Below are 14,628 nucleotides of genomic sequence, written 5' to 3'. Positions count from 1 at the left end.
CTCAGGCGAGCAGTTCGACCTCCGCCAGCGAGCCCTCGCCGTCGAGGACCAGGCGGTACTTCTCGTACGTACCCGGTGACCTCACGCTGAACGCGCGTGTCTGTCTGTCCCAGGCGAAGGACTCCCCGGAGCGCCGGTCCAGCGTCCGCCAGGCCGTGCCGTCGGAGGAGCCCTGGAGCGTCCAGCCGGCCGGTGCCCTCGCCCGGTCCGCCGGCGACGTCAGCGTGTACTGGACCGCCTCGGCGCGCTCGGGGACCGGCAGGTCCACGGACGTCACCGCCGCGTCCGTCGCCGACGTGTCGTCGAACAGGGCACCCGCACCGTCGAGCACGTCCGCGCGGGGCGCCGGAACCTCGTCGTCCCGCGTGATCGACACCGGCGCCGCGTGCCTGCCCGTGCCCCACGACGACGGCCGTGGGCCCATGTCGAACTCCAGCACACCGCCCCGGGCGAGAAGCGAGTGGGGCAGCGAGGTCTTCGTCCACGTCCGGCCGTTGACCTTCAGCCCCTGCACGTACACGTTCCGCGCGCTGTTCTCCGGCGCCTTCACCACCAGCTCGCGCCCGTTCTCCAGATGGACGGTCGCCTTCCTGAACAGCGGGGAGCCGATCGCGTACTCGCCGCTGCCCATCACCAGCGGGTAGAAGCCGAGCGCGGAGAACAGGTACCAGGCCGACTGCTCGCCGTTGTCCTCGTCGCCGTGGTACCCCTGGCCGATCTCGCTGCCGGTGTACAGCCGGGACAGCACCTCGCGGACCTTCTCCTGTGCCTTCCAGGGCTGCCCGGCCGCGTCGTACATGTAGACGGCGTGGTGGGCGACCTGGTTGGAGTGCCCGTACATGCCCATCCGCACGTCCCGCGCCTCGGTCATCTCGTGGATGACACCGCCGTACGAGCCGACGAACTCGGGGGAGGCCGTCTCAGGCGTGGAGAAGTACGCGTCGAGCTTGCCGGCGAGGCCCTTGCGGCCGCCGTACAGGTTGGCCAGACCCCGGCTGTCCTGCGGGGCGGTGAAGGCGTACCCCCACCCATTGGTCTCGGTGTAGTCGTGGCCCCACACGCGCGGGTCGTACGCCGAGGACTCGACCCGCCAGTCGCCCTCGGCGTCGCGGCCCTGGAAGAAGCCGGCCTTCGGGTCGAAGAGGTGCACATAGTCGCGGGCGCGGTTCAGGAAGTACTCGGACTCGTCCATGTAGCGCCGCTCGCCGGTCTCCTCGTAGAGCTTGTGGCCCATGCGGGAGATGCCGTAGTCGTTGAGGTAGCCCTCCAGCGCCCAGGACAGGCCCTCGTGGGTCTCGGTGCTCGTGTAGCCGAGGAAGGGGGAGGTGGCCATGCCCTTGCGGCCGACGCCCGAGTTCGGGGGCACGACCGTCGCGTTCTTCACGGCCGCTTCGTACGCCGCCTTCGCGTCGAAGTCGACGCCCTTGACGTACGCGTCCGCGAAGGCCACGTCCGAGGACGTGCCCGTCATGAGGTCGGCGTAGCCGGGGGAGGACCAGCGGGAGGTCCAGCCGCCGTCCTTGTACTGCTGCACGAACCCGTCGACCAGCTCACCCGCCCTGCTGGGCGTGAGGAACGAGTACGCCGGCCACGTCGTCCGGTAGGTGTCCCAGAAGCCGTTGTTGACGTACACCTTGCCGTCGACGATCTTCGCGCCGGTGTGCGTCGGGGTGTCCGGGTTCGGCATGGGGGAGAAGGGCGAGGCGTACCGGTACGTACCGCCGACCTTCTCGAAACCGGAGTTCGGGTACAGGTACAGCCGGTACAGGCTGGAGTACAGCGTCGTCAGCTGGTCCGGGGTCGCGCCCTCGACCTCCACCTTGCCGAGCAGCCGGTCCCACTGCCGCCGGGCGCCGCGCTTCACCGCCTCGAAGGAGGTGCCGTCCGGGATCTCCTGGCGGAGGTTGTCCTTGGCCTGGTCGATGCTGATGAGCGAGGTCGCCAGGCGCAGGGTGACGGTCCGGTCGTCGGCCTCGAAGCGGAGGTAGCCCTTCACACCGGACGAGGAGCCCTCGGTGACCGGCTTGTCGAACTCGCCGTAGACGAACAGCCGGGTCGCGCCCGTCGACAGCCCGGACTTCACGTCCGAGTAGCCGGTGACGATCCCGTTCTCCCGGTCGAGGGTCAGGCCCGCCTGGTCGGTGACGTTGTCGAAGAGGACGCTCGCGTCGTCGCCGGGGTAGGTGAAGCGCAGCGCCGCCGCGTGGTCGGTCGGCGCCATCTCGGCCGTCAGCCCGTTCTCGAACCGCACCCCGTAGTAGTACGGCCGTGCGGTCTCGTTCTCGTGCCGGAAGGCCAGCTCCCGCGCCTCACGGCCGGTGTCCGGGATGCCCGGGGCGGCTGACGGCATCACCTGGAAGGTCTGCCGGTCACCCATCCAGGGACTCGGCTCGTGGCTCGCGCTGAACGCCTGGATCGTCGGCAGGTTGTCCGCGTTGTTCGCGCGTGCGTAGTCGTACAGCCAGCTCAGCGAGCCCGAGTTGGTCACCGGCGTCCAGAAGTTGAAGCCGTGCGGCACCGCCGTCGCCGGGAAGTTGTTGCCCCGCGAGAAGCCGCCGCTGGAGTTGGTGCCGCGCGTCGTCACCGCGTAGTCGGACAGATGCGCCTTCGGCCGCTCGGGAACGACGGACTCGATGGTCACGTCGTCCAGCCAGCCCCGGAACCTCGCCGGACCCTTCGGCGAGTCGTACGCCACCAGGATCCGGTCCACGGTCTTGCCGGCCGCCACCGACCCGATGCGCGCGGCCACGTCGTTCCACTGGTTGACGTAGAGGACCTTCGCCGCGCCCTGCCCCCGCGGGGTCAGCGGGAAGCCGTGCTGGTCCGTCGCCCCCAGGTCGCTCAGATGGGTGCCGTCGGTGAAGGCGAGGTCGACGGAGACGTGCGTCGCGTCGTAGTCGAGGTCGCCGTCCGCCATCGACGGGAAGACGCGATAGGCCAGCCGCGTGTTCCGGCCGACGGCCACGTTCACGTCGAAGACCTTGTTGTACGAGTACGCCCGCCCGTCGGCGGTGTGCCGACCGGCGTAACGCAGGGCGCGCTTTCCGGTGAATCCGGCGCCCGCCTTGGCGGTGGGGGAGCCGCTCGGGCCTCGGTCGACGAGGGAGAGCATGTCCTTCGGGACGGGCCCGTCGCTGCCGCCCGTGGAGAACTGCACGTCGGCGAGCTGGAGGAGGTCGCCGCCGTTGTTGCCGGTGACGTCGAGCCGGAAGTGCTGGTACTCGGCCGGTTCCGCCACGTCGTACGTCTTGGTCCGGAACCGTTCGGAGAAGGACTCCCCGGAGCGGGTGTCGAGCGTCTTCCAGTCCTTGCCGTCGGCGGAGCCCTTCAGAGTCCAGTCCTTCGGGTCGCGCTCGTCGTGGTCGTTGGCCGACGTCAGTGCGTATCGCGCCAGTTTGACCGGCTCGTCCAGGTCGAACTCCACCCAGCCGGTGGGCTCGAAAGTGAGCCACTTGGTGCTCGGCTCGCCGTCGGCGAGGTTCTCCTTCACCTCGCCGCCGCCCGTGTTCTCGGCGCTCGCCCGGACATCGGTGACGTGGTCGGTCACACTGCCCGGTATGCCGCTGCTGTAGCCGCCGTCGACCCCCGAGGCGCGTTTGCCGCCGTCCGGGTCCGTGTCGACGCTGTTCAGCCAGTCCGGAACCGGGTCGTCCGCCTCGAAGGAGGACGCGAACCTCCGGTCGGCCTTCTCGGGGGCTTCGGGCAGTGCGACCGCAACGCCCTGGGACCCCAGGGTCACAGCGAAGGCGGTCGCCGACACGACCGCCGCACCCCATCTGTGCCGAGCTTTCCGTTGCATCAACGGGTACCCTCCCTGCGCAGTGGACAACGTTGTCAACTTCGGTGCGCAAGGACCAGTAGGTGCCCAAGTGTCAAGGAGTGTCAAGGGTGTTGGTTGCGGCATCCGGGGGTGATGACCGGGATATTTCCGCCGAGGAACAGACAGAGCGCTCGGCTTTCCGTGAGGTCTCAACTCGGATAAACCCACGGCCAACCTTGTGTTCGATCTTGATCCGCCGACGGGAAGTGGACTATACCTGTCGGACGCTTCACGCGATCCGCACGTCAGGACCCGCACGTCACCACCCGCACGTCACCACCCGCACTTTCCTGCACGACCCAGCTTGACCCGATCGCGGTGCCGGGGAGGATCCGGTTCACCGCCTGAGTCCTGGAGAAGGCGAGGACTTGAGCATGGGATCCACTTCCGCCGAGAACCACGGCACCGAGGGTGTCGGCCGCCGTGATCTGATCAAAAGGTCCGCCGCGCTCGGGCTGATCTCCGTTCCCACGATGAGCTTCCTGTCGGCCTGCGCCAGCAGCGGCGGCGACGACAGCGGGGACAAGGCCAAGGCCGGCAAGAAGACCGCGAAGAACCCGCTCGGCGTCAACGACACCGCGGGCATGGAATTCGTCCTGTTCGACGGCGGTTTCGGCAAGGAGTACGCCGAGGACGCCGTGAAGATCTACGAGAAGAACTTCCCCAAGGTGAAGGTGAAGTTCTCCGCCACCCAGAAGATCCAGTCCACCCTCCAGCCCCGCTTCAACCAGGGCACCCCGCCGGACCTCATCGACAACTCCGGCGCCGAGCAGATGGACATGGGCGTCCTGGTCGGCAAGAACCAGCTCACCGACCTCACCCCGCTGCTGGACGCGCCCTCCTACGACGACCCGGGCAAGAAGGTCCGCGACACGCTGCGCCCCGGCATCGTCGAGATGGGCCAGTTCGACGGCGAGAAGGTCTGGATCCTCTACTACGCCTACACCGTCTACGGCGTCTGGTACTCGCAGAAGGCCCTGGACTCGCTCGACGAGCAGTACCCCGAGACCTGGGACCAGATGCTCGCGGTCTGCGAGAAGGCCAAGAAGAAGGGCATGGCGGGCTGGACGTACGCGGGCAAGTACCCGTACTACCTCCCCTTCTCGCTCTACCCGATGATCGGCAAGGTCGGCGGCCGCGAGGTCCTCGACGCCATCGACAACCTGGAGCCGAACGCCTGGAAGCACCCGGCCGTCAAAGCCTGCTTCGACGCGTACTACGAGCTCTACAAGAAGGGCTACATCCTCAAGGGCACCCCGGGCCTGGACCACATCCAGTCGCAGACCGCCTGGGCCGAGGGCAAGGCGCTGTTCATCCCCAACGGCTCCTGGGTGGAGAACGAGTCTGCCAAGGTCATCCCGAAGGACTTCGACCTGGCCGTCTCCGCGCCCACCGGCCTCGACTCCTCCGACAAGATGCCGTTCGGCACCATCTGGGCCTCCGGCGGCGAGCCCTTCATCGTCCCGTCCAAGGCGAAGAACGCCGAAGGCGGCATGGAGCAACTGCGCATCATGCTCAGCGAGGCGTCCTCGAAGAACTTCACCAGCAAGGTGAAGTCATTGACCGCGTACAACGGCGGAACCGACGGCATCGCCCTCACCCCGGGTCTGAAGTCGGGCGTCGCGGCCCTGGACAAGGCCGGGGATAACGTGGTGAATCCCCGTATGCAGGACTGGTACGTGCAGTTGCAGAAGGAGAAGATCGGCGTGTCCGGCCTGGGGGAGATGATGGCCGGCCGTCTCACTCCGGCCGAGGCCGTCAAGAAGATCCAGGGCTACGCCGACGAGGCCGCCAAGGACAGCTCGATCAAGCACTACAAGCACCAGTAACGGCACCGGAACTCTTTTTTCCGCAACGGCACCGGAGTGGCGATGCAGCACGGCAAGTACCGGTTCATCGTGGGCTTCCTCGCGCTGCCCCTGGGACTGTACGCGCTCTTCGTGATCTGGCCGTTCATCCAGTCCATCTACTACTCGTTCACGGACTGGACCGGCCTGAGTCCCGAATTCAAGATGGTCGGTTTCGACAACTACAGGCGGATGCTCGACGACGAGATCTTCTGGAAGTCGTTGCAGCACAGCCTGCTGTTCGCGCTCCTGCTGCCGGTCGTGACGATCAGCCTGGCGCTGTTCTTCGCCTTCATGATCAATGTCGGTGGCAGAAAGAGGAAGAACGGCCCGGCCATCTCCGGCGTCCGGGGCTCCTCCTTCTACAAGATCGTCTACTTCTTCCCACAGGTGCTGTCCATCGCCATCGTCGCGCTGCTGTTCGCGTTCGCGTACAACCCGGACAGCGGCGCGATCAACTCGGTCCTGCGCGGTATCGGGCTGGACGGCGTCCAGCCGCTCTGGCTCGGCGACCCCGACCTCGCGCTGTGGGCCGTGATGGCGGTGCTCGTGTGGTCCACGGTCGGCTTCTTCGTGGTCCTCTTCTCCGCCGGCATGGCCTCCATCCCGGCGGAGATGTACGAGGCCGCGCTGCTGGACGGGGCGGGCCGGGCCACGACGTTCTTCCGCATCACCCTGCCCCTGCTCTGGGACACCGTGCAGTCGGGCTGGGTGTACATGGGCATCCTCGCCCTGGGCGCCGAGTCGTTCGCGGTCGTCCAGATCATGACGACCGGGCCGGGCGGTCCCGACTACTCGACCACCGTCATGGTCCTGTACGTGTACCAGAAGGCGTTCCGCGACGGGCAGGCCGCCTACGCCACCACCATCGGTGTCGCCCTGCTCGTCGTCACGCTGGCCTTCGCCGCCGTGGTGATGCGGCTGGGCCGTCGCGAGCGGCTGGAGTACTGATGAAGACGACACAGACCCCCGCGCCCGTGCCGGCCGAGTCCGGTGCACCCGTCACCAAGACGGACATCCCGCCGGGACCGCCCCCGAAGGAGAAGAAGGAAGGCACGGTCCTCAACGCCTTCTCCCACGGCATCCTCGTCATCTGGGCGGTCATGGTGGTCATGCCGCTGCTGTGGGCGGTGATGACGTCCTTCAAGGACGACCGGTCCATCTTCAGCTCCCCCTGGTCGCTGCCGGACACGCTGCACTTCGACAACTGGTCGCGGGCGTGGACCGAGGCCAACATGAGCGACTACTTCCTCAACACCGTCCTGGTGGTGGGTGGTTCGCTCATCGGCACGCTGGTCCTCGGCTCGATGGCGGCGTACGTCCTGGCCCGCTTCGACTTCCCGGGCAACCGCTTCATCTACTACCTGTTCATCGGCGGCATGAGCTTCCCGATCATGCTGGCGCTGGTCCCGCTGTTCTACGTCGTGAACAACATGGGCCTGCTGAACACCATCCACGGGCTGATCCTGGTCTACATCGCCTACTCGCTGCCGTTCACGGTGTTCTTCCTGACGGCGTTCTTCCGGACCCTGCCGACGTCGGTGGCGGAGGCGGCCTTCGTCGACGGCGCCTCGCACAGCCGTACGTTCTTCCAGATCATGCTGCCCATGGCCAAGCCGGGCCTGGTCAGCGTCGGGATCTTCAACTTCCTGGGCCAGTGGAACCAGTACATGCTCCCCACGGTCCTGAACACCGACCCCGACAAGCGCGTCCTCACCCAGGGCCTCGTGCAGTTGGCGGTCAGCCAGGGCTACAAGGGCGACTGGTCGGGTCTCTTCGCCGGCCTGGTGATGGCGATGCTGCCGGTGCTCGCCGCGTACATCGTCTTCCAGCGGCAGGTGGTCCAGGGCCTGACGGCGGGGGCGCTGAAATAACCCTGCGCGTTCGCACGTGTACACGCCGCTCCCGAACAGGGGGCGGCGTGCACGCGTGTGTCCATGGACCCGGAAACGGTTCAACCTCTTGACGGGAGGCAACCCGAACGGCTCAGCTTAGAGTTCACTAGTTGGACATGGACGGGGTCTCATCGAAGCGACCCCGCGCGCAGGAGGTCGTCGTGGAGACTCCGGGGTCGCAGTCGTCGCTGCACCGAGCCAACCTGGAGCGGGTCGTACGAGCCGTACGCCTGGCGGGCTCCCTCACCCAGGCCGAGATCGCGCGGACGACGGGCCTGTCCGCGGCGACGGTGTCCAACATCGTCCGGGAGTTGAAGGAAGGCGGCACCGTCGAGGTCACGCCGACGTCGGCAGGGGGGCGGCGGGCCCGCAGCGTGTCGCTGAGCGGGGACGCCGGGATCGTCATAGGGGTCGACTTCGGCCACACCCACCTGCGGGTCGCGATCGGGAACCTCGCCCACCAGGTGCTCGCCGAGGAGTCCGAGCCGCTGGACGTGGACGCCTCCTCGACGCAGGGCTTCGACCGGGCGGAACAGCTGGTCAGCCGGCTGATCGAGGCCACCGGAGTCGACCGGTCCAAGATCGCCGGGGTGGGCCTCGGCGTGCCCGGCCCGATCGACGTCGAGTCCGGCACCCTCGGCTCGACCGCCATCCTGCCCGGCTGGACCGGCACCAAGCCCGCCGAGGAGCTGCGGGGGCGGCTCGGCGTACCCGTGCACGTGGACAACGACGCCAACCTCGGCGCCCTCGGCGAGATGGTCTGGGGCAGCGGCCGCGGCGTGCGCGACCTGGCGTACATCAAGGTCGCCAGCGGTGTCGGCGCGGGCCTGGTGATCAACGGAAAGATCTACCGCGGTCCGGGCGGTACCGCAGGAGAAATCGGACATATTACACTCGATGAGTCCGGCCCCGTCTGCCGCTGCGGAAACCGCGGCTGCCTGGAGACCTTCGCGGCCGCGCGCTACGTGCTCCCGCTCCTCCAGTCCAGCCACGGCACCGACCTGACGATGGAAGGCGTCGTACGGCTCGCGCGGGACGGAGACCCGGGCTGCCGTCGGGTGATCGCCGACGTCGGCCGCCACATCGGCAGTGGAGTCGCCAATCTCTGCAACCTGCTGAACCCGAGCCGTGTGGTCCTCGGCGGTGATCTCGCCGAGGCCGGTGAGCTGGTACTCGGGCCGATCCGGGAGTCCGTGGGCCGCTACGCCATTCCCAGCGCGGCACGCCAGCTGTCCGTTCTCCCCGGGGCGCTCGGCGGCCGTGCGGAGGTGCTCGGAGCGCTCGCGCTGGCCCTCAGCGAGATGGGCGATTCAACACTTTTGGACGGGACCGCCGTCGGGGCACTGCAAGCGGCGACCCCTGCCTTCACTTAGAGAACGGATGGCACCGTTGCCATCTCGTTAAGGATTTACTTCTTGACGTCGCACGTGTGGCCGAGTTGACTTCCAGCCACCTCGGCCGCAATGTCGCGGCCTCGTCAGGGAGGTTTCTGAAGTGAACACGCGTATGCGTCGCGCCGCTGTTGCGATTGCCGCCGGTGCGATGGCCGTTTCGCTTGCTGCCTGTGGCAGCGCCAAGGAGTCCGGCGACAACGCCGACTCCACGGGGTCCGCCAAGAAGGGCGACGACATCAAGGTCGGTCTGCTCCTTCCGGAGAACGCGACCGCCCGTTACGAGAAGTTCGACCGGCCGCTCATCGAGAAGAAGGTCAAGGAGCTCACCGGCGGCAAGGGCGAGGTCGTCTACGCCAACGCCAAGCAGGACGCCAGCACGCAGAACCAGCAGGTCGACACGATGGTGACCAACAAGGTCGACGTGCTGATCGTGGACGCGGTGGACTCCAAGGCCATCGCCGGCTCGGTGAAGAAGGCCAAGGACGCGAACATCCCCGTCGTCGCCTACGACCGCCTGGCCGAGGGCCCGATCGACGCCTACACCTCGTTCGACAACGAGACCGTCGGCAAGACCCAGGGCGAGGCCCTGCTGAAGGCCCTGGGTTCCAAGGCCAAGGACGGTCAGATCGTCATGATGAACGGGTCGTCCACCGACCCCAACGCCGCCCAGTTCAAGAAGGGCGCGCACTCCGTCCTCGACGGCAAGGTGAACATCGGCCGCGAGTACGACACCAAGGAGTGGAAGCCGGAGAACGCCAACGCCAACATGGAGGGCGCCATCTCCGCCCTCGGCAAGGACAAGATCATCGGCGTCTACTCCGCCAACGACGGCATGGCGGGCGGCATCATCACCGCCCTGAAGGCCGCCGGCATCGCCGACATCCCGGTCACCGGCCAGGACGCCGAACTCTCCGGCGTGCAGCGCATCGTCACCGGCGAGCAGTACATGAGCGTCTACAAGCCCTACCCGCAGGAGGCGGACGTCGCGGCCGAGATGGCCGTCGCCCTCGCCCAGGGCAAGTCGCTCGACTCCATCGCCAAGGACAAGGTCGACAGCCCGACCACCAAGGCCATCCCCTCCGTCCTGGTCCCGGTCGTCTCGCTGACCAAGGACAACATCAACGACACCGTCATCAAGGACGGCATCTACACCGTGAGCGAGATCTGCACCGGCAAGTACAAGGCCGCCTGCGACAAGATCGGTCTCAAGTAAGCAGCCGTCAGGTCCCCTGAGGGAGTACGGGAGTCCGCGTCCGGACTCCCGTGACTCCCGTGAGGGACCGGCTGCCCGAGTTCCTCCGGCGCCCCGCCACACCAGCCCCGCAAGCTCTGCGGGGCGTCGGAGTGATCACTCCTCCCACACTTCTGCACAACCTCCCGCCGGGTCAGGCGGCGAAGGAGATGGTTCACGTGTCCGCTACGCCCGTGCTGGCGTTGCGCGGGGTCTCCAAGCGGTTCGGTGCCGTACAGGCGCTCACCGACGTAGAGCTTGAGGTCCACGCCGGTGAGGTGGTCGCCCTGGTCGGCGACAACGGAGCCGGAAAGTCCACGCTGGTCAAGACGATCGCCGGCGTGCACCCCATCGATGAGGGCGTCATCGAATGGGACGGCAGGTCCGTCCAGATCAACAAACCGCACGACGCCCAGAACCTGGGCATCGCGACCGTCTACCAGGACCTCGCGCTGTGCGACAACATCGACGTCGTCGGCAACCTCTACCTGGGCCGGGAGATCCGCAAGCGCGGCGTCCTGGACGAGGTGGAGATGGAGCGCCGCTCCCGCGAGCTCCTCGACACGCTGTCGATCCGCATCCCCAGCGTGCGCATCCCGATCGCCTCGCTCTCCGGCGGCCAGCGCCAGACCGTGGCCATCGCCCGGTCCATGCTCGGTGAGCCCAAGCTGGTCATCCTCGACGAGCCCACCGCCGCCCTCGGTGTCGAGCAGACCGCGCAGGTCCTCGACCTCGTCGAGCGGCTGCGCGAGCGCGGCCACGCCGTGATCCTCATCAGCCACAACATGGCCGATGTGAAGGCCGTCGCGGACAAGGTCGCCGTGCTGCGCCTCGGGCGCAACAACGGCGTCTTCGAGGTCAAGTCGACCTCGCAGGAAGAGATCATCTCCGCCATCACCGGCGCCACCGACAACGCCGTGACCCGCCGTGCGGCGCGCACGAACGGGGAGGTTTCCAAGTGAGCATCGACAAGACCTCCGCGGCTCCGGACGACCACGTCGTGGAGAACCCCGAGGCGGCCAAGGCCGCCGTCACGGTCGTCGACCCCCGGCTGCTGGTGCGCGAGCAGGGTCTCGCCGGCTACGTCACCGAGTTCAAGCGGAAGATGAAGTCCGGTGACCTGGGCTCCATCCCGGTCGTCATCGGCCTGGCCATCATCTGGATCATCTTCCAGAGCCTGAACTCCAACTTCCTCACCGCGGGCAACCTGTCCGACATGTCCGTCGCCATGGTCGGCACGGGCATGATCGCCGTCGGCATCGTCTTCGTGCTGCTGCTGGGTGAGATCGACCTGTCGGTCGGCTCGGTCAGCGGTGTCGCGGGTGCGACCTTCGCCGTGCTGAACGTCACCAACGGCATGAACGAGTGGCTCGCCTTCGTGCTGGCCATCGTCACCGGCACGGTCGCCGGCACGCTGCACGGCTTCTTCTTCGCGAAGATCGGCGTCCCGGCGTTCGCCGTCACCCTGGCCGGACTGCTGTTCTGGAACGGCTTCATGCTCCAGATCCTGGGCGACAACGGCACGATCAACCTCGACCCGGACGGGGTCGTGGCCCAGCTGACCAGCTACTACTTCTCGGACGTGGCCGCCGCGTACGGCCTGGCCGCCGTGGTGACCGCCGGGTTCTTCCTCAGCTCCTTCCTCGGCAACCGGCGCCGGGAGGCCGCCGGGGTGCCGTCGCGGCCGCTGAGCGAGACCATCGTGCGGACGGTGCTGCTGGCGATCGTCGCGTTCGCCGTCGCCATCGTCTTCAACCAGTACAAGGGCCTGCCGCTGGCCGTGGTGATCTTCATCGTGGTGCTGCTGGTCACGGACTTCGTGCTGCGGCGGACGGCGTACGGGCGGAAGGTGTTCGCGCTCGGCGGCAGCGTCGAGGCGTCCCGCCGGGCCGGTATCAACGTGGAGATGGTCCGGATCTCGGTGTTCGCGATCTCCGGGACGTTCGCGGCGGTCGGCGGTCTGTTCATCGCGTCGAAGATCGCCGCGGCGAACCAGGGTGCCGGTGGGGGTGACCTGCTGATGAACGCGATCGCGGCCGCGGTGATCGGCGGCACGTCGCTGTTCGGTGGTCGTGGACGGACGTGGAACGCGCTGCTCGGTGTGCTGGTGATCGTGTCGATCCAGTACGGGCTCGCCCTGGAGGGCATCGCTTCTCCGGTGCAGTACATGATCACGGGTGGTGTGCTGTTGGCCACGGTCGTGATCGACGCGGTGACGCGCAAGACGCAGAAGACCGCGGGGCGCGCGTAGCGCCGAAGACCACCACTGTGCCCGGCACCGCGAGGTGCCGGGCACAGTCGTGTCGTAGGTGAGGCACAAGTTGGGTACAGCCGAATGCGTGACGTATGACGCACGGCCTCGGCGCAGTCCTCAGGGGCGGAACATTAGACTCGACACGCCCGGCAACAGCTCGAACAGCTCTACTGCAAGGAGGCACGGGTGCCGCTGCTGACCCGAATCAGGGGACCGCGCGATCTGGACCGGCTCAGCCTGGAGGAGCTGAACCAGCTGGCGGAGGAGATCCGGACCTTCCTTGTCGAAGCAGTCTCCAAGACCGGCGGGCACCTCGGCCCCAACCTCGGCGTGGTGGAGCTCACCATCGCCCTGCACCGGGTCTTCGAATCGCCCAAGGACAAGGTGCTCTGGGACACCGGTCACCAGTCCTACGTGCACAAGCTGCTCACCGGCCGTCAGGACTTCTCGAAGCTGAAGATGAAGGGCGGCCTGTCCGGCTACCCCTCGCAGGCCGAGTCCGAGCACGACATCATCGAGAACTCGCACGCCTCGACCGTCCTCGGCTGGGCCGACGGCATCGCCAAGGCCAACGAGCTCCTCGAGCGCGACAGCCACGTCGTCGCCGTGATCGGTGACGGGGCGCTGACCGGCGGCATGGCCTGGGAGGCGCTGAACAACATCGCCGACGCCAAGGACCGGCCCCTCGTCATCGTCGTCAACGACAACGAGCGGTCCTACGCGCCGACCATCGGCGGTCTCGCCAACCACCTCGCGACACTGCGGACGACGGACGGCTACGAACGGTTCCTCGCCCGCACCAAGGAGGTGCTGGAGCGCACCCCCGTCGTCGGGCGGCCGCTCTACGACACCCTGCACGGCGCGAAGAAGGGCCTCAAGGACTTCATCGCCCCGCAGGGCATGTTCGAGGACCTCGGCCTGAAGTACGTCGGCCCGATCGACGGACACGACCTGGAGGCCCTGGAGTCCGCCCTCGCGCGGGCCAAGCGGTTCGGCGGGCCCGTCATCGTGCACTGCCTCACCGAGAAGGGCCGCGGCTACCAGCCCGCCCTCCAGGACGAGGCCGACCGCTTCCACGCCGTCGGCAAGATCCACCCCGACACAGGCCTGCCCATCGCCTCCTCCGGCGCCGACTGGACGTCCGTGTTCGGCGAGGAGATGGTCAAGCTGGGTGAGGAGCGCGAGGACATCGTCGCCATCACCGCCGCCATGCTCCAGCCGGTGGGCCTGGAGAAGTTCGCCAAGCGGTTCCCCGAGCGGGTCTACGACGTCGGCATCGCCGAGCAGCACGGTGCCGTGTCCGCGGCGGGCCTGGCGACGGGCGGAGTGCACCCGGTGTTCGCGGTGTACGCCACCTTCCTCAACCGGGCCTTCGACCAGGTGCTGATGGACGTGGCCCTGCACAAGTGCGGGGTGACCTTCGTCCTGGACCGGGCCGGCGTCACCGGCACCGACGGGGCGTCACACAACGGCATGTGGGACATGTCGATCCTCCAGGTCGTGCCGGGGCTGCGGCTGGCCGCGCCGCGTGACGCCGACCAGGTCCGCGCGCAGTTGCGGGAGGCCGTCGCCGTCGACGACGCGCCGACCGTGGTCCGCTTCTCCAAGGGCGCCGTCGGTCCCGCCGTTCCCGCCGTGGGCCGGGTCGGCGGCATGGACGTGCTGCGTGAGCCCGGCACCGACCGGCCCGATGTGCTGCTGGTCTCCGTCGGCGCGCTCGCACCGATGTGCCTGGAGATCGCCGGACTGCTGGACAGGCAGGGCATCTCCACCACGGTCGTCGACCCGCGCTGGGTCAAACCCGTCGACGAGGCCATGGCCCCGCTCGCCGAGCGGCACCGCGTGGTCGTCACCGTCGAGGACAACAGCCGGGTCGGGGGTGTGGGATCGACGATCGCGCAGGCGCTGCGTGACGCGGGCGTCGACGTGCCGCTGCGCGACTTCGGCATCCCGCCGCGCTTCCTCGACCACGCCTCGCGCGCCGAGGTCATGGCCGAGATCGGCCTCACCGCGCCGGACATCGCCCGCCAGGTGACCGGGCTGGTCGCCAGGCTGGACGGCCGGTACGAGCGCAGCACCGCGGACGCGGTGGACTCCGTGGAGCCCGCGCGCGACTGACACCGCTGAATGGGCCGGTTCCACCACCGCCAAGGGTGGTGGAACCGGCCCATTGGCGTGAACCCTTCC

At 67.9% G+C, this 14,628-nt stretch carries 9 protein-coding genes; 8 read left to right on the top strand and 1 reads right to left on the bottom strand.

Translation table 11 applies throughout. From position 1 onward, the window contains the following. Position 1: 1 nt before the first annotated feature. The gene (locus SCNRRL3882_RS09470; RefSeq protein WP_173937231.1) at positions 2–3,799 is read right to left on the bottom strand and encodes a GH92 family glycosyl hydrolase; all 3,798 of its coding nucleotides are present in this window, start codon (positions 3,797–3,799) and stop codon (positions 2–4) included. Between the two features lie 395 nt (positions 3,800–4,194). Between SCNRRL3882_RS09470 and ngcE the strand changes: the two genes are divergently transcribed. From ngcE to dxs, 8 genes are all read left to right on the top strand, one after another. Then, positions 4,195–5,649 carry an N-acetylglucosamine/diacetylchitobiose ABC transporter substrate-binding protein gene (gene ngcE / locus SCNRRL3882_RS09465; protein WP_010033961.1) on the top strand — a complete coding sequence of 485 codons (1,455 nt, stop codon included), beginning with the start codon at positions 4,195–4,197 and terminating at the stop codon, positions 5,647–5,649. 42 nt (positions 5,650–5,691) lie between these two features. Further along, the gene (locus SCNRRL3882_RS09460) at positions 5,692–6,618 is read left to right on the top strand and encodes a carbohydrate ABC transporter permease (protein ID WP_010033963.1); all 927 of its coding nucleotides are present in this window, start codon (positions 5,692–5,694) and stop codon (positions 6,616–6,618) included. Beyond that, positions 6,618–7,541, top strand: coding sequence for a carbohydrate ABC transporter permease (locus SCNRRL3882_RS09455; RefSeq protein ID WP_010033965.1), 924 nt, complete (start codon positions 6,618–6,620; stop codon positions 7,539–7,541). The genes SCNRRL3882_RS09460 and SCNRRL3882_RS09455 overlap by 1 nt, the downstream gene beginning before the upstream one ends. Before the next feature lie 182 nt (positions 7,542–7,723). Then, complete coding sequence (locus SCNRRL3882_RS09450; protein ID WP_010033968.1) at positions 7,724–8,935, top strand: ROK family transcriptional regulator; 1,212 nt, start codon at positions 7,724–7,726, stop codon at positions 8,933–8,935. A gap of 133 nt (positions 8,936–9,068) precedes the next feature. Continuing rightward, on the top strand, positions 9,069–10,169 hold the full coding sequence (locus tag SCNRRL3882_RS09445) for a sugar ABC transporter substrate-binding protein (RefSeq protein WP_040902513.1): 1,101 nt from the start codon (positions 9,069–9,071) through the stop codon (positions 10,167–10,169). A gap of 188 nt (positions 10,170–10,357) precedes the next feature. After that, positions 10,358–11,149 (top strand): ATP-binding cassette domain-containing protein, encoded by a 792-nt coding sequence (locus SCNRRL3882_RS09440; RefSeq protein ID WP_010033972.1) that lies wholly within the window; start codon positions 10,358–10,360, stop codon positions 11,147–11,149. Continuing rightward, positions 11,146–12,438, top strand: coding sequence for a sugar ABC transporter permease (locus tag SCNRRL3882_RS09435; RefSeq protein ID WP_010033974.1), 1,293 nt, complete (start codon positions 11,146–11,148; stop codon positions 12,436–12,438). Before SCNRRL3882_RS09440 ends, SCNRRL3882_RS09435 begins: the two co-directional genes overlap by 4 nt. Before the next feature lie 189 nt (positions 12,439–12,627). Further along, positions 12,628–14,559, top strand: coding sequence for a 1-deoxy-D-xylulose-5-phosphate synthase (dxs, locus tag SCNRRL3882_RS09430; protein WP_010033976.1), 1,932 nt, complete (start codon positions 12,628–12,630; stop codon positions 14,557–14,559). Positions 14,560–14,628: the final 69 nt, after the last annotated feature.

Origin of the sequence: Streptomyces chartreusis NRRL 3882, from assembly GCF_900236475.1 — a bacterium.
Classification (GTDB): Bacteria; Actinomycetota; Actinomycetes; order Streptomycetales; family Streptomycetaceae; genus Streptomyces; species Streptomyces chartreusis_D.
Note: the sequence above shows the minus strand (reverse complement) of the source record. Positions and strands in the feature narration are given on the sequence as shown.

Excerpts from the sequence above, each read along its gene's own strand:
- ngcE (WP_010033961.1), top strand. The coding sequence starts at position 4,195 with ATGGGATCCACTTCCGCCGAGAACCACGGCACCGAGGGTGTCGGCCGC.
- SCNRRL3882_RS09440 (WP_010033972.1), top strand. The coding sequence starts at position 10,358 with ATGGTTCACGTGTCCGCTACGCCCGTGCTGGCGTTGCGCGGGGTCTCC.
- SCNRRL3882_RS09470 (WP_173937231.1), bottom strand. The coding sequence starts at position 3,799 with ATGCAACGGAAAGCTCGGCACAGATGGGGTGCGGCGGTCGTGTCGGCG.
- SCNRRL3882_RS09455 (WP_010033965.1), top strand. The coding sequence starts at position 6,618 with ATGAAGACGACACAGACCCCCGCGCCCGTGCCGGCCGAGTCCGGTGCA.
- SCNRRL3882_RS09460 (WP_010033963.1), top strand. The coding sequence starts at position 5,692 with ATGCAGCACGGCAAGTACCGGTTCATCGTGGGCTTCCTCGCGCTGCCC.
- SCNRRL3882_RS09445 (WP_040902513.1), top strand. The coding sequence starts at position 9,069 with ATGCGTCGCGCCGCTGTTGCGATTGCCGCCGGTGCGATGGCCGTTTCG.